This window comes from Acinetobacter sp. YH16032 (assembly GCF_013417345.1).
Classification (GTDB): Bacteria; Pseudomonadota; Gammaproteobacteria; order Pseudomonadales; family Moraxellaceae; genus Acinetobacter.
Genome location: NZ_VPEE01000001.1, coordinates 234,275 through 253,254 on the forward strand (window position 1 = coordinate 234,275; position 18,980 = coordinate 253,254).

Consider the following 18,980-nt stretch of genomic DNA (forward strand, 5'->3'; position numbering starts at 1 on the left):
TATTAAGCATTTTCACGAGCAATCGCGCGGTAACCAATATCTTTACGGTATTGAACGCCGTCAAACGTTACTTTTTGGCAAAGCTCTAAAGCTTTTGCTTGTGCTTCACCAATGGTATTACCAAGTGCAGTCACGCAAAGGACACGACCACCAGCAGTTACGATGTCACCATTCTCATTGGCTTTCGTACCTGCATGGAACACTTTCGCATCTGCCATTTCCGTATCTAAACCAGAAATCACATCGCCATTGCTAGAGGTTTCAGGGTAGCCCTTGGATGCAAGTACGATACCGACAGTTTTACGCTCATCCCATTCAGCTTCTGCAGGAAGTTTACCTTCAATACCTGCTTCAACTAAATCAACTAAAGATGATTTTAAACGCATCATGATCGGTTGAGTTTCAGGGTCACCAAAACGACAGTTAAACTCGATTACTTTAGGCTGACCTTGTTCATCAATCATCAAACCTGCGTATAAGAAACCTGTATAAACGTGCCCGTCTTTTTTCATACCTTCAACGGTAGGACGCATCACTTCATTCATGGTTTTTTCAAAAACTTCAGCCGTCACAACAGGAGCAGGAGAGTAAGCACCCATACCGCCCGTGTTAGGACCTTGGTCACCTTCAAAGATACGTTTATGATCTTGTGACGTAGCCATAGGTAAAATGTTGTCGCCATCAATCATACAAATGAAAGATGCTTCTTCACCTGCCAAGAACTCTTCGATGACAACGCGTGAACCTGCATCACCAAATTTGTTGCCTGCAAGCATGTCATCAATTGCATCGAATGCTTCTTGATTGGTCATCGCAACGATCACGCCTTTACCAGCAGCAAGACCATCAGCTTTGATCACGATCGGCGCACCATTTTTCTCAACAAATGCCTTAGCAGCATCGACTTCTGTGAACACGTCATAGAAAGCCGTTGGGATGTTGTGACGTTTCAGGAAGTGCTTCGCAAATGCTTTAGAGCCTTCTAATTGCGCTGCAAATTGGGTAGGACCCCAAATTTTCACACCTGCAGCGCGACAAGCATCGACTACACCATTTACAAGCGGTGCTTCAGGACCGACAACAATCAGGTCCACGGCATTATTTTTTGCAAAGTCGATAATGGCAGGGTTATCTAAAATGTTAAGTGCTACATTTTCACATTTTGGTTCAGTTGCTGTGCCCGCATTACCCGGTGCAACGAAAACTTTAGCTACTTTTTCATCTTGAGCGATTTTCCATGCTAACGCATGTTCACGACCGCCATTACCCAAAACTAAAATATTCATCGGTTCATACTCCATGAATCGAAAATGACATAAAGTCCTCAACTAAATGAATAGAAGAGGACTTTAGGCAAGATTAAAAATCTCTTATCAGTGTTATAGGTGACTTATGAGAAGTCATCATGACACGAACCATTAATTAATGACGGAAATGACGCATGCCAGTGAACACCATTGCAATACCTGCTTCGTCAGCAGCAGCAATCGTTTCTTCATCTCGCATTGAACCACCCGGTTGGATGATACATTTGATACCTGCTTTAGCAGCGTTATCAATACCATCACGGAATGGGAAGAATGCGTCAGATGCCATTACTGCACCTTCAACGACTAAGCCTGCATGTTCAGCTTTGATCGCAGCAATACGAGCAGAGTTTACACGGCTCATTTGACCTGCGCCCACACCAATCGTTTGACGGTTTTTAGCATAAACAATCGCGTTTGATTTAACGTATTTCGCAACTTTCCAAGCAAAGATCATGTCATCAATTTCTTGTTCAGTTGGGGCACGTTTCGTCACAACTTTAAGATCATCTTTAGTAATCATACCTAAGTCTTGATCTTGAACAAGTAAACCACCGTTTACACGTTTGTAGTCCATTTGTGGAGCACGTTCGTCAATTGCTGGTAATTCGCCACATACAAGTACACGTACGTTTTTCTTCGCACCAGTAACTTCTAATACGCCTTCAGCAACGCTTGGTGCAATGATCACTTCAACAAATTGACGATCAACAATAGCTTGTGCAGTTGCAACGTCTAATTCACGGTTGAATGCAATGATGCCACCGAATGCAGATTCTGGGTCAGTTGCATAAGCTAAATCATATGCAGCTTTAATGCCTTCTAAAGAGACTGCAACGCCACATGGGTTTGCGTGTTTTACGATTACACATGCAGGTTTAGCGAATGATTTAACACACTCTAAAGCTGCGTCAGTGTCCGCGATGTTGTTATAAGAGAGTTCTTTACCTTGTAACTGTTTAGCAGTAGAAACAGATGCTTCAGTTGCAGCAGGGTCAACATAGAATGCAGCAGATTGGTGTGGGTTTTCACCGTAACGTAAATCTTGTGCTTTATTTAATTGCGTATTGAATGTACGTGCAAATTGATCAGCTTGACCTTCTTCTTTACCAACGCGAGCGCCTAAGTAAGATGCGATCATACCGTCGTACTGAGCAGTATGTTCAAATGCTTTAACTGCTAAGTCAAAACGAGTTGCATAAGAAAGTGAGCCTTCAGCTTTAAGCTCAGCAACTACAGTCGCATAGTCAGATGCATTTACAACGATACCAACAGCTGCATGGTTTTTCGCAGCAGCACGAACCATCGTTGGACCACCGATGTCGATATTTTCGATTGCATCAGCAAGTGAGCAGTTAGGTTTTGCAACAGTTGCAGCAAATGGATAAAGGTTTACCACAACTAAATCGATCGCATCGATGTTGTGTTCAGCCATCACAGCTTCATCTAGACCACGACGAGCCAAGATACCACCGTGGATTTTCGGATGAAGTGTTTTTACACGTCCGTCCATCATCTCTGGGAAACCAGTGTGCTCTGAAACTTCGACTACAGCAATATTGTTGTCACGTAACAACTTATAAGTACCGCCAGTAGATAAAATTTCTACCCCTAGAGCAACAAGGTCTTGGGCAAATTCAACAATGCCTGTTTTATCAGAAACAGAGATTAATGCGCGTTTAATAGTCATGATTTAGTCACAGTTATCAAGAATTAAAACAAAAAAGCTAAATAGCAGGTAAAAAAAATGCCCGCGGAAGCCGCAAGCATTTTATCATTTATTCACTCATTAAACCGTGAGCTTTCAACTTTTTACGTAAAGTACCACGGTTAAGGCCTAGAATCTCAGCAGCGCGAGTCTGGTTGCCACGTGTATATTCTAACACTACAGATAAAAGAGGTTTCTCCATTTCTGCTAAAACCATGTCATAAACTTGAGATGGTTGCTCGCCTTGCAATTGTGCAAAATAATGGCGAACTGCGCGATCTACGTGAATACGAAGAGCGACATCAGATTGTGCAGTAAAAATAGGAGATTTGCTATTCATGCGAGTTAATCCGAGAATCAATAATCACTTAGGGTAAAAGTGATTTTGTGGTCAAAATAAAAAAAACGAGCTCCGTTTTAGGTCCTAAAACGGTCGACTCTAAAACAAGAACAATTAGCTTGCCACAACTAGAGCAATTGAGTGAAAAATAAGCGTAACAATAGTTTAATATTTGTTACGGTTCCACATAAAACAAAAAACATCCCTGATGCGCTGAATAAAAAAATTAAGCACATGAACAGAACTGTATTTATTTTGAGAAATTGCGAGGAGTTTGCGGTACAAAGCTTTCGTGGCGCGTATCATACCATTGTCTATGAAAAAGTGAGCAAGAAAACTACATTTTTTTTAATTTTTTTATCGTTTTTTTTGATCTTATGGTCGTATAACTTCCAATTTATAATTGTCAAACTCAGATTGAGAAAAATTTATACTAAATTTGAAACCAAATGGACTGTCTTGAGGAATTCGTGTAATTCCATGCAAACTTTCTACTAAATATTCATTGGGTGCTTTAATAGAGGATGAAATCAATTTACCTTGTTGAAAAATGCTTATTTTCAAGAGAGGCAGTTTTAGCCCTTTGCTATATTCGTTCACCAAGTGACCTGAAAAAACAGTGGAGATCACTGATGTTGACTCAATATTGAGGTCTTGTACTTTTATATGGGTATAGCGTTCATCAAGCGTGTCACAATTAAATAAGTTACATGCTGATATAAATGCCTGATTTAGCGCAGGTGAGCGTTGCAATACATTTGGGTTAAACCATAAAAATTGAAAAACCAGTAATAACGCTAAAATTGTATTTACGATCGCCCATGTCGCAATATAAAGCCTAGTTCTTGGTTTCGATTGGCTATTGGCATGGATTGATGATGAAAGATTTAAAGAAGGGTAGTTGGTAATCGGATCATGATTGAACGTATTTAAGTTATTTAAATACGTACGCAAGGTTATGTTTGAATTTGCAACTTTACGATCGAAAATATCCAATAGGTGTTGTTCTTGTTTGGGTTCAATTACATCTTCAGATGGTGCGGTACTGTCTTGGGCTTCTGTGATTAAAGGTTCAATCACTTTCGGTTGAGGATTGAATAGATGTAGAAGCGCATTAAACTCAGCAGAACATTTAGGACAACAAACCATACCCTCGGCAACAGTTAACTGGGTGACTGATACCTTGTAAATTGTGGAGCAATTTGGGCAGCGGGTTTGTTTATCACTCATATCTTAAATTAAGCTCTACTTATTTATGGCGTTTCCCAGAAAGACGGTACCAATTTTCATCACGCTTTTCTTTGTCTAATATATCAAAAAATTCAGCATAAACACGAGAAACATCATCAACTTGCTCTTCAATAATACCGGCTAGTGCGAATTCACCCTCAGGTTGAATGAGTGTTGAAAACTCCTCAGCAAGCGCCATCAGTGGGCCAGCAAGAATATTTGCGACAAATACATCTGCCTTTTGCTCACCAAGTGTTTGATTAAATTCTTCAGGTAAGCCGACATATAAATTTTCGAGCACGCCATTTAATTCAGCATTTTGTTGTGTAGCGAGTACAGCTTGAGGATCAATATCTGTCGCATATACTTTTTTTGCACCAAGCAATAGGGCAGCAACACCTAGAATGCCAGAACCACAGCCGTAATCGATGACGATTTTGTCTTTTACATCGGTTTTACCTAACCATTGTAGGCAGAGGAATGTTGAAGCATGATTACCTGTACCAAAAGCTAGGCCTGGATCTAATTTAATATTGACCGCATCCGCTTCAGGTGCTTCCATCCACTCAGGCACGATCCAATATTTTTCACCAATTTGAATTGGCTCATATGCATCCATCCAAGTGCGTTCCCACTCTTGATCTTCGATAAACTCATAACGTAAAGGCGCTTCAGGCATCTGGTCTTTAATGAAAGTTTCTAGTGCGACGACATCGATTTCTTCATCATCTTCTTGAGCGTAAATACCCGTTACGATGACTTTGTTCCAAAGCGGAGTCTCACCTGGAAGTGGTTCTAATAACGCTTGATCTTCTGCATCATCTAGCGTCACACTGACTGCACCAAGAGATAATAATAATGTTTCAGTAAAATCAACTTGTGCTTGATCGACAGTAATATGGATTTGTAACCACTTCACAGTAAAAAAACCTAAATATGCAATACGAGAGTTAGCATTGTACTGTATTCGCTTTAAGAATGCAGATAAAACCTGAAGCATAAATAAAGGCACGATTACAGTGCCTTTAAGATGAGTTGGTTAACTCAATTAATATCAGTTAATTTGTGAGTGGTTTTGAGTTAACTCAGCCGGATGGTCTAATGGTGCAAAACGATTCAGCAACATGCCGAAAATAGCAGCGAAGATATACATAAAGATTGAATAAACAGCTGCTGGCATCGCAATTTCGCTGCTATTCATTATCGTGATTGCAATCGCCATGGCCAAAGTACTGTTATGGATACCAATTTCAAAAGCACACGCTCTTGCTTGAAAACTCGGTACACCAAAGAAGCGTGGTAGAAAATAACCAACGCTAAGACTTGCGATACAAAATAACGCTGTTGCCAAACCAATTTGAGCAAGATAATTCATAATGTTGGCACGTTCAGAAAGTACTGCACCGACAATAATTAACACTAAGAATACAACGGCAAAAATACGCACTGGTTTTTCTAGTTTGGTTGCAACATTTGGAAATTTGTAGCGCACAAACATACCGAGGGCAACTGGAATAAGAATAATGGCGAACACTTGTAAAATTTTACTAAATTGTAGACCAATTTGAGTTGAATCCTGAATGAAATGTGTGATTGCAAAATTCACGATAAGCGGCAAGGTCACTGCAGCAATAATGGCATTAATCGCAGTCAAGGTAATGTTGAGCGCAACATCACCTTTGTATAAATAGCTAAACAGATTGGCTGTCGCACCCCCTGGTGAGGCAGCAAGCAACACTAAGCCGACAGCCAAGTAAGGCGAAAGATTGAGTATTTTACATATAATAAATGCAACGCCAACCAAAATGACGAGTTGGGAAAATAATGCGATGAGCACTGCTTTAGGGTGTTTACGAACGCGTAGAAAATCTTGAACAGTGAGTTCAAGTCCTAAACCCGCCATCACAATTGCAAGTGCTAAAGGTAAAAAAATCGTAAGGATCCCTGTGTCCATAAATTCATCCTGAATTTTGTTGTGTTATTTGTAAATAGATCGTTATTTTTAATTTGGTTTTATCGTTATCAATAAATAAAAGCAACCAATTTTTCAATTGGTTGCATAAATGGTCAAATTTAAAAAATTGGGTTAAGACGCTTTTGGCATCGGTGGCGCATATCCGAGTGCACATTTGCCTTTATATTCTTGACCTTCAATATTCACGGAAACACTCGCTGCATCAGACTTACAAGCTGAATTAAGCTGCTCTTCATTTCCTTTTAAATCTTTACTTTGGGTTGGGAAAAATTGAGTTTGGCAAGTACCATTCCAAATGATTCCTTTATACGGGAAACTGACAGCATCACCTTCGCTTTTACCCTTACATACGCTTTGGAATTGTTTGGCATTATAGGCATTATCAACTTTGTCATTCGCAATACTCATACTACTTACGCTTAGACCCAAACAACATAACATTGACATCGTAAATAACTGGACTTTCATGTTCGTATACTCTTGTTAAAAAATATGACATGAATATGTTGAAAAAATAGTCAAATCAATGGAAGGGCAATGCTGTAAATAAATTTTCTAAATTGTTAAAAAATCACTTAAATCTGCAAAATTTATAAATTTTAATATCAATATGGTTTATATTATTGGACTTCAAAAAAATTAGAATTAAATTGTTCTCGATTGTCTCAAGGCAAACAAAATTTGCTATAATTTTCTGTCATTATTTTTATCTCCTCATATACCACTATGCATTATCCTAAAGTTTACGATGTCATTGTTATCGGTGGCGGACACGCTGGTACAGAAGCAGCGCTTGCTGCGGCACGTATGGGTCGACAGACTTTACTCTTAACTCATAATATTGAGACTTTAGGGCAGATGAGCTGTAACCCAGCGATTGGTGGTATTGGTAAATCACACCTTGTTCGCGAAATTGATGCCTTAGGTGGTGCGATGGCACTCGCTGCAGACAAGGGTGGTATTCAGTTCCGTATTCTGAACTCACGTAAAGGTGCTGCAGTTCGTGCAACGCGTGCGCAGGCTGACCGTGTACGTTATAAAGCGGCTATTCGCGAAACATTAGAAAACCAAGCCAATCTTGATATTTTCCAACAAGCAGCAGATGATCTCATTGTTGACGGCGATACCGTTAAAGGTGTGGTAACACAAATGGGGATTCGCTTTGATGCGAAAACAGTCGTGTTAACCGCTGGTACATTCTTGGGTGGCGTGATTCATGTTGGTCTTGAGAAATCAAGCGGCGGTCGTGCAGGTGATCCACCTTCAATTTCTTTAGCGCACCGTTTACGTGAGCTTCAATTGCCAGTAGGTCGTTTAAAAACAGGTACGCCACCACGTATTGATGCACGTTCTGTAGATTTCTCTGTCATGACACCACAGCCGGGTGATTTCCCATCACCAACGATGTCATTTATGGGTGATGCATCTATGCACCCAGAGCAAGTCAACTGCTACATCACGCATACCAATGAAAAAACACATGAGATTATCCGTGGCGGCCTAGACCGTTCACCGATGTATACTGGTGTGATTGAAGGTGTAGGTCCACGTTACTGTCCGTCAATCGAAGATAAAATTCATAAATTTGCCGATAAAGATTCTCATCAAGTATTCCTTGAGCCTGAAGGTTTAGATACTCATGAACTTTATCCAAATGGTATTTCTACATCTTTACCGTTTGATGTGCAGTTCGAGTTAGTACGCTCAATCCGTGGTATGGAAAATGCGCACATTCTTCGTCCGGGTTATGCCATTGAGTATGATTATTTCAATCCACAAGCGTTGAAATTTACTTTAGAAACTAAAGCGATTAATAACTTGTACTTCGCTGGTCAAATCAACGGTACGACTGGTTATGAAGAAGCAGGTGCACAAGGATTACTTGCAGGCCTGAACGCTGCACGCCGTGCGTGGGAACAAGAGCAATGGACACCGAAGCGTGATGAAGCGTACATGGGTGTATTGGTTGATGACTTAATCACTTTAGGTACGAAAGAACCGTACCGTATGTTTACCTCACGTGCGGAATACCGTTTGATGCTTCGTGAAGATAACGCAGACCAACGTTTGACGCCAATCGGTCGTGAAATGGGTCTTGTGGATGACGAGCGTTGGGCAGCATATTGTGAAAAAATGGAAGCGGTTGAGCGTGAAACAGGTCGTTTGCAACATCTTTGGGCTGCACCAAACAATCCAATGGGTAAAAAATTCGTTGAAATGACAGGTGCGGATCTTTCTAAAGAATGTTCAGCAATTGATTTATTGAAACGTCCAAACATTACTTTTGCTCAAATTGCGGAACTTACTGGTTCTGATGTTTCTGCTCAAGTGGGTGACCAAATTGAGATTGCGGTGAAATACGAAGGTTATATCAACCGTCAGCATCAAGATGTTGCACAAATGAAGCGTCTTGAAGAAACCAAGATTCCAGCTGATTTTGATTATGATGTAGTATCTGGTTTATCTCGTGAAATTACCTTGAAACTCAAAGAGGTTCGTCCTGAAACTCTTGCTCAAGCAAGTCGTATTCCGGGCGTAACACCTGCTGCTGTTCAATTGGTGATGATTACGATTCGTAAGAATGCACAAACTAAAAAATCTGCTTAAGCCTGTTGCAGTCCAAAAAACCCGCTTGATGCGGGTTTTTTTGATCCTCATATAACGATTTATTCATAAATAAGATGAATAATTTATTATTTATGTTTAACAAGAATAGAGATTAATAAAGAAATTATGATTATTTCTCAATCCAAGTTGATGTCGTTATATTGATTCTACGTTCACAACAAAGAGGAAAGGCCATGACGATGAAGCGTATTCGTTATAATGGTTATGAAATTGCATGCTGCACGATGTAAATCATAATCCAACGACATTGAAAAATGTACGTGGGCTAAAGGGGAGTTTAGTTCACGTATTTAAACTCAACACAATTAGAAATCAGCGCAATACTGAAAATATGATAATAAAAAATCTTCAGAGCCAATTTGGCTCTTTTTTTAATTTTCAATTTCATGAACGGCGTTAAATACATCGAGCGGTTCTATACGAATGATTTTTTTGCCGAAGCTTCTGAGCCACCAAACCAATTGTGAAGTAAAGGGCACATTAGCCACCACTTTAAAGAGATCATCGGATACTTGTGTAATGGATTGATCTTTACTGAGTTGGCTTTCGGAAAAGTAAAGTGCATCAGCTTTATTCATAAAGAGTTCGAGTTGAACGAGCTCAGTGGGTTTATTGAAATCAACTCTAAAGCCGAGCGCACCAGATTCAATGTAAGCATCAATATCAAAGTCAACAGGGTGTAAGGCGCGTTGTTCTAGAACTTTTGCAGATTTAAAGCGATGTAAAGCAAAGGTTTGAACTTCTGATTTGTCATGTCGAGTACAAATCAAATAAATGATTGAACCCTTTTGAACCAATGCGAGCGGGTTTAAGGTATAACCACGTTCTTCACTTTCAGGTCCACGCGCACGATATATGCATTCGATCTGTTTATCTTGTAATAGACCTTCGTAAATAGCTTGCTGCGCATGTTTCTCTACAACAGGAGGGATCAAGGGCTGGCTTGCTGGGACAATACGAACTCGGTTAATCCACTGACGTACATTGTTTTGTGTAGATAAGCTGCGTTTTGCAAGCTCGAACCAAGGGTTCATTTCCTCAATTAAGCTTGGAGGAAGCAAATGCTTCAAATGCTCTTCAACCATCATGAAGGTGACGGCTTGTGAGCTGGTCATATGCGGCAAGCTTTGAATTGGGGCATCTGATCGCCAACGCCAACCTTGTGGTACAGTTTTATTACTCTCAATAGGAAATCTTTGAGAAATTTGATTTAAATCACGTTGAATGGTTCTTAAACTGATTTCAATACCTTCTCTTTGCAGGGTCTCTTGCAACTCTCGTGTACCCATCCATTTGCCAGTGGTTAAACGTGAAAGAATTTGCCACTGTCGATATAAGCTATTCGATGTTTCTTTTTCTTGAGAGGACATAATCAACTAATGAATAAAGAGAAAATATTTTTCAAACACACAATAAAAAATCTTTAAGAGATAAGCAAGCATGGAAAGTGAAGCTGTTGAGTATATTTCGATACATCTTTAGGCCATTTTTCGTTGTGAATGCTTCAAAAATGGGGCATTAATAGATGAATAGGTAAATTTTTGGCATTGAAATTGCTTAATTTTGTTTACAATTGATAACAATTAAGAGGTATGTATGCTAAAAGAGGAAAAAGATACCACTTCAATTCTCGCAAATTTTAAGGCTGATCATACCGTCGAAGCTTTTGAAAAATCTATGCAGATCGAAGTTAAACAAAACAGCACTGCGTACTTGTTCGATCAACTTAAATCTGAATTTTATAATGAACTTTTAGATGACAAAACTATTGGATTAGAGGCATCTAGCAAAATCGAAAATTGGTTATGTGAAAGAAGCTTGGATGAGCTGAAATCATTAAATCATCAAGCGAAGGAACATTTCCTCTATCAGGGCATTACATTTACAGTCTATGGTGGTGCTGAGGGTACAGATCGTATTATTCCTTATGACTTAATTCCACGTGTAATTGCCAAACAACAATGGCACAAAATAGAGCAAGGCTGTGCACAAAGGGTGCAAGCATTGAACTTTTTTTTAGATGATATTTACCATAATCAGGCGATTTTAAAAGATGGTTTAGTGCCTGAGCTGCAAGTGCTCACTCATGAGGCATACCAACCATTGATGTATAAACATTCATTGAAAGGTAAAGTTTATAGTCAAATTAGCGGAATCGATATTATTCGTGATCAGCAAGGTGACTTCTTCGTACTAGAAGACAATTTAAGAACACCATCAGGCGTGTCTTATATGTTGGAAAGTCGAAAAATTAGTGAAAAAATGATGCCCGAACTTTGTAAGTCATCAAATTTACAAGGTGTAGAGCAATATCCTCAACTTTTAAGACAAATACTCGAGGAAAATGCTGAAGTAGATAAACCATTTATCGTGGTGCTTACACCCGGCCGATATAACAGTGCATATTATGAGCATTGTTTCCTCGCACGTGAGATGGATGTTCCTCTAGTTACAGGTCAGGATTTATTCGTTGAAAATGCTAAGGTCTATGCCAAAACCGTTTGGGGTAAAAAACAAGTCGATGTAATTTACCGACGCCTAGATGATGGATTTCTTGATCCATTGTGTTTTATGCCAGACAGTACATTAGGTGTACCTGGCCTAATGTCTGCTTACTTACAACACAATGTCGTGATTGCGAATGCGCCTGGCACGGGGGTAGCAGATGACAAATCAATCTATCCTTATGTCGATAAAATGATTAATTACTATCTAAACCAGAAGCCAATTTTAAATAACGTACCGACTTACCAATGTCGTGAACGTGAAGAACTCGATTATGTACTTTGTAATTTAGAAAAGTTAGTGGTTAAAGAGGCGCAAGGTTCAGGCGGTTATGGCATGTTAATTGGTCCTAAAGCGACCGAACAAGAAATTGAACAATTTAGATTAAAGTTAATTGCACAGCCGCATGCTTACATTGCACAACCAACTTTAGCGCTTTCAGTCGCTCCCACTTTAACTGAATTCGGCATCGCTGAACGCCATATTGATTTAAGACCGTTTATTTTAAGTTCACCGTATCGTACAGAAATCGTGCCGGGAGGTTTAACCCGAGTTGCGATGCAAGAAGGGTCATTAGTTGTAAATTCGTCACAGGGTGGTGGCATTAAAGATACGTGGGTTATAGATCCGCTACATTCATAAATATACAACCAGGAGCTTGTCATGATTATATTAAACAGCAATGCGCAAAATATATACTGGGTTGGCCGTTATTTATCTCGTATTCAACATTTATGTGGTCAGTTTCCATTTCAAGATGATGTTCAAGCATTGCAGTATGCCCATGCTTTTTGCTTACCTGCTTTTAATGCGTGTTCGCTCAATGAGCTGATTCTGAGTAATGATCAGCCAGCTTCTTTTTTTCAACAATTTGAATATGTGAAAAATAATATTCAAGATTTACGTGGTGTATTGTCAGTTCAGGCTTATTCAGAATTAAAACAGATGGTGGATACAGCGACACAAAATGCAGGATTAATTTGTACTGTTGTTGATGAGTGTAGCGATATTCTAGAAGCTGAAAATGAAGACATTTTTCTGTTTTTTAGTCTAGGACAATATTTCGAAAATCTTGATCGTGAAATAAGATTGAATCAGGATGTTAATTCTACAATCAATTCTTTAAGTGTTGTGATTGAACTGTTGAAGTCTAAAGGATGGGACAGCTTAGATGAGGCTTGGCAACATCTTTTAGCGCATCCAAATGCTAATAGCTTTTACCAATTGAATGATCAGGTGCAATGTTTATTTGAGGTGGATGCATGAAATTGATGATTAATCATCAAACCCATTATCAATATACGGAAACGGCAAAAAATAGTATCCAATATATACGAATGTGTCCTCAATGTAATGCTCACCAAAAAGTAGATGCTTGGTCAGTGAGTATTCCTGGTCATACGGTCGAAGCAAAAGATGCCTTTAATAATATTTGGATCACTTCGACTCAACGCTATGCATATCAAAATTTAAGTATTATGGCGCAGGGCATTATTGAAATCGATACAGTTTCAGAACAAGCTATTGAGTCAGAAGTGCCAGTCGGTATTTTTCTACAAATTACCCCAGCGACTCAATGTGATGCTGAAATGAAAGCTTTTGCAGCTCAGCATGTGAGTAAAAAGACTCGTGATGAATTAAAACATTTAAGTTCTGCATTGCTTGAGCATATGCCATATATTTCAGATTCTACTCAAGTGAATACTACGGCAATAGATGCATTCCATCATCAACAAGGGGTATGTCAGGATCATACTCATGTATTTGTAGGTATGTGTAGAGAGTTAAATATTCCTGCGCGCTATGTTTCTGGATATCTTTACGTTCCGGAAATGAGTCATTTGGCGAGCCATGCTTGGGCTGAAGCTTATATAGATGGAGTTTGGTATACATTTGATGTTAGCAATCAGCTCTATACGCCAAGTTCACACATTTATATTGCATTAGGGCGTGATTATTGGGACGTTGCACCTATCAGAGGTGTGCGAGAAGCTGGTGGCGTGGAGAGTATGACGACCATCGTTCAGGTATTACCGTGTTAGAACAAAATTTAGAAGAGATATTTCAATGACCTATTGTTGTGCTATGCGTTTACGTGATGGTTTAATTTGTATCAGTGACACGCGAACAAATGCAGGTGTAGATCATATCTCTGTATTTCGTAAACTCTATCTTTTCGGTGTTGAGGGTGAGCGTTTTATCAGTATACAAACTGCGGGTAATTTGGCGACGACACAAGCCGTTATAGGACATTTGCAGAATCAGCTAGATTTAAAACACGAACCTAATTTGTATAGTGTGAATAGCATGTTCGAGATGGCTGAATTGGTTGGTCATACTTTAAAGCGTGTCATTATGGATGTGACTACTGATCAACTAGAGCAAAGTAATTATCACTGTACGATTTTACTTTCTGGTCAAATTCAAGGGGAGGATATTCAGTTATATAATATTTATCCTCAGGGTAATTTTATCAATGCGACGTCAGATACGCCCTTTTTTCAGATTGGGGAAAGTAAATACGGTAAACCAATTTTAGATCGTGCATTAAATTACAATACTGAATTAGATGAAGCATTAAGATGCGGTTTAATTTCATTTGATTCAACCCTTAGATCTAATGTTTCTGTGGGCTTACCACTAGATGCATGTATTTATAAAAAAGATAGTTTTGCGACTCCATTGTCTAAACGTATTCATGATGATGATCCATATTTTTCATCTATTAGTAAACTTTGGTCAGATACTTTGCGTCAAGGATTAAACGGTTTGCCACGGCCAACAGAAGACTATTGGCAATAATTTTGCTTTATGATTGAGTTTAGATTAAATTGAGTTGCATTGAATATTAAATCATTACTATAAAAATTAGGGGAAGCAATGCAACAGTTCAGTTATGCGAGTGTGTCGACTGCAGATGCAAGTCGCTTATTGATTGATGTTCGTGAAATCTTGAATGAAGCCCGTCATTTCAATTTTGAGCATCAAATTTCTGGAGCACTTTATTATGCAGATGGGCACTATTTTCAATGTCTAGAGGGTGATGAAGCCACACTAGATATATTGTTGCAAAAGCTTCACAAGGATAAACGCCATCATCAAATTCGCCTATTCCAGCGAAAAAATATTGAAAAAAAACAATTTCAAGAATGGTCTATGAAGTTTGTAGGACGACAAAGTCCAGTGAAGCAGGCTTTAATAGATATGGGATTTAGTCAATTTACGCCTACACAGTTTACACAAGATCAAGCTGATTATTTAATTCGATTTTTGACACGCGCTCAGGATACGGATTTTAATGAACTACAACGTAATGCTGTTTAGCATTACGTTGATTTAATTTGCTCATTACATTTTGAGACGCTTCGGACGTTGGCTTAATCGACATAACAACTCATAACCAATCGTACCATTCGCTTCAGCAACATCATCCACTAAACGATGTTTACCCCATAATTCTACTGGATCACCAATTTTCGCGTTGAGATCAGTGACATCTATGGCAATCATATCCATGGCAACTCTGCCAATCACTGGGGTTAATTGACCATCTAGTGAAACCGAATTCTCACGAATAAAAGCTCTTGGATACCCATCACCATATCCGATCGAGACAATTGCTAATTGCATAGGTCGCTGTGCAACAAAGGTTGAGCCATAACCTACAGCTTCACCTGATTGAATGACGTTAAGTGCAATAATCTCAGCACTAAATGTCATGACAGGTTTTAAATCTAGAGCGTGGACGTCACGATCTGCAAATGGCGTTGCGCCGTACAGCATAATACCAGGACGAACATAGTCAAAATGCAATTCAGGGTATTTATAAATTGCCGCTGAATTACAACATGAAGCTAAAATTGGTGCACAATCTTGTTTTACTTCAAGAAATTGAGATATTTGTTGTTCATTTAAAGGGTGATCAACATCTGCATTAGCAAAATGCATTGCAAGTACACAGGTAAAACCTTCATTTTTTAATTGATGAATAATCGATTTGATTACATCAATTTTGAAGCCTAAACGGTTCATTCCGCTATTTAATTTAACCCATACTTTTAGATTTCTGGCGATATAAGCATCTTTAACTTGCAACAACCACTGCAGTTGTTGAGGATGATGAACGATTACTTCAATATGTTGGTCAATCGCAATTTGCATTTCATCTTCAGAAAAAACACCTTCAATTAATGTGATAGATTGTTTAAAACCTGATTGACGTATTTCAAGTGCTTCTTCTAAACATGCAACGCCAAAAGCATCAGACTGGTTCAATGCGGCTAAACAGTCTGAAACGCCATGACCATAAGCATTTGCCTTCACCATACTTACAACTTTAGAGTTTGGTGCAAGTTGTTTCACGCGATTTAAATTGTATTGCAATGCGTGTGTGTCAATACAAACCGTTGCTTGGCGCACTCTAATTTACTCCTAGAGGCATGTGGAAAGGTTATATCTTTTAAACTGAAAAAAGATAATTGTGGTCAGATCAATTCGTGCGTTCTCAACTACGAATTGATCAAAGCAACATTACTCTTCTTCTTGGTTTTGCGCATAATATTCAGGTGATAGGTTACTGAAACGCGTATATTGACCTTCAAAAGCGAGTCGAACAGTACCAATTGGACCATTACGTTGTTTACCGATAATGATTTCGGCAGTTCCTGCTTCTTTAGACTCTTTGTTATATACCTCATCACGATAAATGAACATGATCAAATCGGCATCCTGCTCAATTGCTCCAGATTCACGTAAGTCTGACATTACAGGACGTTTATTTGGACGGTTTTCGAGTGAGCGGTTAAGCTGCGAAAGTGCAATCACAGGGCAATGCATCTCTTTGGCCAGTGCTTTCAAGCTTCGAGAAATTTCACCAATTTCACCCACACGGTTATCACCCATACCTGGTACTTTCATTAACTGCAGGTAATCGACCATAATGCAACCAAGTTTACCACCGTGTTGTTTGGCGATACGTCTTGCACGTGCGCGCATTTCAGTCGGTGGTAGGGCAGATGAATCATCAATATAAAGATGTTTTTCTTGCAGTTGAAGAATCGTTCCCGTGACCTTGTTCCATTCTTCGCCATCTAATTTGCCAGATCGCAAATGTCCTTGATGCACTTTACCAAACGAGGAAATTAAACGCATGGCAATAGAGTCAGCAGGCATCTCCATGGAGAATACGAGTGCAGGAAGGTTGCAATTGAATAGCACACTTTCGACTAAATTCATTGCGAAAGTTGTTTTACCCATAGATGGACGGGCAGCAACGACGATCATATCTCCAGCTTGCATACCTGATGTTTTATTATCAAGTTCTACAAACCCTGTGGTCAGACCTGTAATATTTCCATCAAGTTGTGATAATTCGTTGAGTTTATCGAATACATCTGCGACAACGGTATTTATTGCTTTTGGTCCTTGAGCTTTAGCATTGTTATTGTGTTGTTCAGCCAAAGAAAAGATACTGGTCTCAGCTAAATCTAAAATTTCACTGACTTCTCGACCTTTCGTGTCATACGCATTTTGTAGAATTTCATTACCAACTTTAATCATATTTCTCAAAGTTGCAAATTCACGTATTTTATTGGCATAAGTTTCAAGGTTATAAAAGCTTGATGGAGAATCCGCCATCAATTGCATTAAATATTCTTCACCACCAATTGCATCAAGCAGGTTCTGTTTGATTAACCAATCATTGACCAATACGGCATCATAAGGTGAACTTTCTTTAGAGAGTTTTTCGATCGCTCTAAAAATATATTTATGTCGAGTCGCGTAAAAATCATTCTCGGTTAATATATCGCTGACTTGTTCGAATGACTCAGCTACTGTCATGAGTGCGGCAAGAACAGCCTGTTCAATAGCAAGATTGTGCGGAGGCGTACGAAACTCTTTGAGTGCTGAAGATTCACTCTTTAGCAAATCTAACTCAGTGTTATTCGTATTTTTTTTGGCAGTCGCCTGAGACATATAAAACCTTGATTTACAATAATTACGAAAATGAAAAGGGGAGACTTATCTTAATGCAAAATGCATAAGCAAGACAGTGCAACAAATAATATCGATAACAAATGAAAAACTAAGTCCAAATTTCAGCTTGCTAAATAAAATTTTATAATTATTAGGGATAAAAAAAGAGCATGCAGATGCATGCTCTTTTTCTTTGCATAAAATTACTCAGATACGATAGTAACGAGAACTTCAGCAACAACATCATGGTGCAATTGGATTGCGATGTTGAATTCGCCAGTGTGACGAAGTGCACCGTTCGGTAAACGAACTTCAGCACGGTCAACTTCAAGACCAGCATTTGTCAACGCGTCAGCGATGTCACGAGTACCGATAGAACCAAATAGTTTACCTTCGTCACCAGCTTTCGCAGTGATTACGATATTTACTTCGTTCAATTGGTCAGCACGTGCTTGAGCAGCAGCTAGTACTTCAGCTTCTTGCTTCTCAAGTTCAGCACGACGAGCTTCAAATGCAGCAGTGTTAGCTTCAGTAGCAGCAACTGCTTTACCTTGAGGGATTAAGTAGTTGCGGCCGTAACCAGCTTTAACTGAAACTTTATCACCTAATTTGCCAAGGTTCTTAATGCGTTGTAATAAGATAATATCCACAGCTCAACCTCACTTATGATTGTCAGTGTAAGGAATCAACGCTAAGTAGCGAGCTTGTTTGATAGCAAGAGCTAATTGACGTTGGTAACGAGCTTTAGTACCTGTAATACGGCTAGGAACAATCTTGCCGTTTTCAGTGATGTACTGTTTTAAAGTATCGATATCTTTATAGTCGATATATGTAACGTTCTCAGCTGTAAAGCGGCAGAACTTACGACGACGGTAGAAACGTGCCATTGATGTTCTCCTTATGCTTCAGCAGAGTCTTGAGCTTGTTGTGCTTCTTCACGTTGAGCTTTACGCGCACGTTTTTCTTCAGCACTCTTAGCCAATAAAGACTCTTCAGTGATTGCGTTTTCACGACGAATAATAACGTTACGAAGAATAGCATCGTTGTAACGGAATAATTCTTCTAATTCATTAAGCGTAGTTTGGTTACATTCAACGTTCATTAAAATGTAGTGCGCTTTGTGAATTTTGTTAATTGGGTAAGCCAATTGGCGACGGCCCCAATCTTCAAGACGGTGAATTTGACCTTCAGCATCTTTAATGTGAGAGATATAGCGTTCTACCATACCTACCACTTGATCGCTTTGGTCTGGATGTACCAGAATTACGATTTCGTAGTGACGCATTGTCAGCTCCTTACGGTTTTATGCAG

At 39.2% G+C, this 18,980-nt stretch carries 19 protein-coding genes; 6 read left to right on the forward strand and 13 right to left on the reverse strand.

Annotated features, from left to right (window positions below):
* Positions 1–2: 2 nt before the first annotated feature.
* The 7 genes from purD to FTV32_RS01155 all read right to left on the reverse strand — a co-directional run bounded on the left by purD (position 3) and on the right by FTV32_RS01155 (position 7,028).
* Entirely contained in the window at positions 3–1,286 is a 1,284-nt protein-coding gene (purD, locus tag FTV32_RS01125; RefSeq protein ID WP_180027628.1) for a phosphoribosylamine--glycine ligase, read from the reverse strand.
* A 136-nt stretch (positions 1,287–1,422) separates the two neighbouring features.
* Positions 1,423–2,997 (reverse strand): bifunctional phosphoribosylaminoimidazolecarboxamide formyltransferase/IMP cyclohydrolase, encoded by a 1,575-nt coding sequence (purH, locus tag FTV32_RS01130; protein ID WP_180027629.1) that lies wholly within the window; start codon positions 2,995–2,997, stop codon positions 1,423–1,425.
* Between the two features lie 88 nt (positions 2,998–3,085).
* Positions 3,086–3,355, reverse strand: coding sequence for a DNA-binding transcriptional regulator Fis (fis, locus tag FTV32_RS01135; protein ID WP_001086304.1), 270 nt, complete (start codon positions 3,353–3,355; stop codon positions 3,086–3,088).
* A 375-nt stretch (positions 3,356–3,730) separates the two neighbouring features.
* A complete protein-coding gene (locus FTV32_RS01140; RefSeq protein ID WP_180027630.1) occupies positions 3,731–4,585 on the reverse strand; it encodes a DUF3426 domain-containing protein in 855 nt (284 codons plus the stop codon).
* A gap of 19 nt (positions 4,586–4,604) precedes the next feature.
* Positions 4,605–5,504, reverse strand: a complete 900-nt coding sequence (prmA, locus tag FTV32_RS01145) for a 50S ribosomal protein L11 methyltransferase (RefSeq protein WP_180027873.1) — start codon at positions 5,502–5,504, stop codon at positions 4,605–4,607.
* Positions 5,505–5,639: 135 nt separating this feature from the next.
* On the reverse strand, positions 5,640–6,539 hold the full coding sequence (locus tag FTV32_RS01150; RefSeq protein WP_180027631.1) for a bile acid:sodium symporter family protein: 900 nt from the start codon (positions 6,537–6,539) through the stop codon (positions 5,640–5,642).
* A 132-nt stretch (positions 6,540–6,671) separates the two neighbouring features.
* Positions 6,672–7,028, reverse strand: coding sequence for a hypothetical protein (locus tag FTV32_RS01155; protein ID WP_035267631.1), 357 nt, complete (start codon positions 7,026–7,028; stop codon positions 6,672–6,674).
* Between the two features lie 258 nt (positions 7,029–7,286).
* Between FTV32_RS01155 and mnmG the strand changes: the two genes are divergently transcribed.
* The gene (gene mnmG, locus FTV32_RS01160; RefSeq protein ID WP_180027632.1) at positions 7,287–9,167 is read left to right on the forward strand and encodes a tRNA uridine-5-carboxymethylaminomethyl(34) synthesis enzyme MnmG; all 1,881 of its coding nucleotides are present in this window, start codon (positions 7,287–7,289) and stop codon (positions 9,165–9,167) included.
* Positions 9,168–9,559: 392 nt separating this feature from the next.
* Here the strand turns inward: mnmG and FTV32_RS01165 are convergent, their stop codons facing one another.
* A complete protein-coding gene (locus FTV32_RS01165) occupies positions 9,560–10,558 on the reverse strand; it encodes a YafY family protein (protein ID WP_179998271.1) in 999 nt (332 codons plus the stop codon).
* 226 nt (positions 10,559–10,784) lie between these two features.
* Between FTV32_RS01165 and FTV32_RS01170 the strand changes: the two genes are divergently transcribed.
* From FTV32_RS01170 to FTV32_RS01190, 5 genes are all read left to right on the forward strand, one after another.
* A complete protein-coding gene (locus FTV32_RS01170; protein ID WP_092766169.1) occupies positions 10,785–12,335 on the forward strand; it encodes a circularly permuted type 2 ATP-grasp protein in 1,551 nt (516 codons plus the stop codon).
* Positions 12,336–12,356: 21 nt separating this feature from the next.
* Positions 12,357–12,959, forward strand: a complete 603-nt coding sequence (locus FTV32_RS01175; protein WP_092766170.1) for an alpha-E domain-containing protein — start codon at positions 12,357–12,359, stop codon at positions 12,957–12,959.
* Positions 12,956–13,735 (forward strand): transglutaminase family protein, encoded by a 780-nt coding sequence (locus tag FTV32_RS01180; protein WP_180027633.1) that lies wholly within the window; start codon positions 12,956–12,958, stop codon positions 13,733–13,735. Before FTV32_RS01175 ends, FTV32_RS01180 begins: the two co-directional genes overlap by 4 nt.
* A gap of 25 nt (positions 13,736–13,760) precedes the next feature.
* Positions 13,761–14,495, forward strand: a complete 735-nt coding sequence (locus tag FTV32_RS01185) for a peptidase (RefSeq protein WP_180027634.1) — start codon at positions 13,761–13,763, stop codon at positions 14,493–14,495.
* 78 nt (positions 14,496–14,573) lie between these two features.
* Complete coding sequence (locus tag FTV32_RS01190; protein WP_180027635.1) at positions 14,574–15,017, forward strand: BLUF domain-containing protein; 444 nt, start codon at positions 14,574–14,576, stop codon at positions 15,015–15,017.
* Positions 15,018–15,041: 24 nt separating this feature from the next.
* Here FTV32_RS01190 and alr read toward each other — a convergent pair whose 3' ends face one another.
* The 5 genes from alr to rpsF form a co-directional block, all read right to left on the reverse strand.
* Complete coding sequence (gene alr, locus FTV32_RS01195; protein ID WP_180027636.1) at positions 15,042–16,112, reverse strand: alanine racemase; 1,071 nt, start codon at positions 16,110–16,112, stop codon at positions 15,042–15,044.
* 111 nt (positions 16,113–16,223) lie between these two features.
* Positions 16,224–17,669, reverse strand: coding sequence for a replicative DNA helicase (gene dnaB / locus FTV32_RS01200; RefSeq protein ID WP_035267619.1), 1,446 nt, complete (start codon positions 17,667–17,669; stop codon positions 16,224–16,226).
* 203 nt (positions 17,670–17,872) lie between these two features.
* The gene (gene rplI, locus FTV32_RS01205; protein ID WP_035267617.1) at positions 17,873–18,319 is read right to left on the reverse strand and encodes a 50S ribosomal protein L9; all 447 of its coding nucleotides are present in this window, start codon (positions 18,317–18,319) and stop codon (positions 17,873–17,875) included.
* 9 nt (positions 18,320–18,328) lie between these two features.
* The gene (rpsR, locus tag FTV32_RS01210; RefSeq protein WP_004719336.1) at positions 18,329–18,556 is read right to left on the reverse strand and encodes a 30S ribosomal protein S18; all 228 of its coding nucleotides are present in this window, start codon (positions 18,554–18,556) and stop codon (positions 18,329–18,331) included.
* An 11-nt stretch (positions 18,557–18,567) separates the two neighbouring features.
* A complete protein-coding gene (gene rpsF / locus FTV32_RS01215; RefSeq protein WP_035267614.1) occupies positions 18,568–18,954 on the reverse strand; it encodes a 30S ribosomal protein S6 in 387 nt (128 codons plus the stop codon).
* Positions 18,955–18,980: the final 26 nt, after the last annotated feature.

Excerpts from the sequence above, each read along its gene's own strand:
- FTV32_RS01175 (WP_092766170.1), top strand. The coding sequence starts at position 12,357 with ATGATTATATTAAACAGCAATGCGCAAAATATATACTGGGTTGGCCGT.
- FTV32_RS01150 (WP_180027631.1), bottom strand. The coding sequence starts at position 6,539 with ATGGACACAGGGATCCTTACGATTTTTTTACCTTTAGCACTTGCAATT.
- rpsF (WP_035267614.1), bottom strand. The coding sequence starts at position 18,954 with ATGCGTCACTACGAAATCGTAATTCTGGTACATCCAGACCAAAGCGAT.
- FTV32_RS01170 (WP_092766169.1), top strand. The coding sequence starts at position 10,785 with ATGCTAAAAGAGGAAAAAGATACCACTTCAATTCTCGCAAATTTTAAG.
- FTV32_RS01165 (WP_179998271.1), bottom strand. The coding sequence starts at position 10,558 with ATGTCCTCTCAAGAAAAAGAAACATCGAATAGCTTATATCGACAGTGG.
- FTV32_RS01155 (WP_035267631.1), bottom strand. The coding sequence starts at position 7,028 with ATGAAAGTCCAGTTATTTACGATGTCAATGTTATGTTGTTTGGGTCTA.
- fis (WP_001086304.1), bottom strand. The coding sequence starts at position 3,355 with ATGAATAGCAAATCTCCTATTTTTACTGCACAATCTGATGTCGCTCTT.
- FTV32_RS01180 (WP_180027633.1), top strand. The coding sequence starts at position 12,956 with ATGAAATTGATGATTAATCATCAAACCCATTATCAATATACGGAAACG.
- mnmG (WP_180027632.1), top strand. The coding sequence starts at position 7,287 with ATGCATTATCCTAAAGTTTACGATGTCATTGTTATCGGTGGCGGACAC.
- purD (WP_180027628.1), bottom strand. The coding sequence starts at position 1,286 with ATGAATATTTTAGTTTTGGGTAATGGCGGTCGTGAACATGCGTTAGCA.
- rpsR (WP_004719336.1), bottom strand. The coding sequence starts at position 18,556 with ATGGCACGTTTCTACCGTCGTCGTAAGTTCTGCCGCTTTACAGCTGAG.
- purH (WP_180027629.1), bottom strand. The coding sequence starts at position 2,997 with ATGACTATTAAACGCGCATTAATCTCTGTTTCTGATAAAACAGGCATT.
- dnaB (WP_035267619.1), bottom strand. The coding sequence starts at position 17,669 with ATGTCTCAGGCGACTGCCAAAAAAAATACGAATAACACTGAGTTAGAT.
- FTV32_RS01190 (WP_180027635.1), top strand. The coding sequence starts at position 14,574 with ATGCAACAGTTCAGTTATGCGAGTGTGTCGACTGCAGATGCAAGTCGC.
- FTV32_RS01185 (WP_180027634.1), top strand. The coding sequence starts at position 13,761 with ATGACCTATTGTTGTGCTATGCGTTTACGTGATGGTTTAATTTGTATC.
- FTV32_RS01140 (WP_180027630.1), bottom strand. The coding sequence starts at position 4,585 with ATGAGTGATAAACAAACCCGCTGCCCAAATTGCTCCACAATTTACAAG.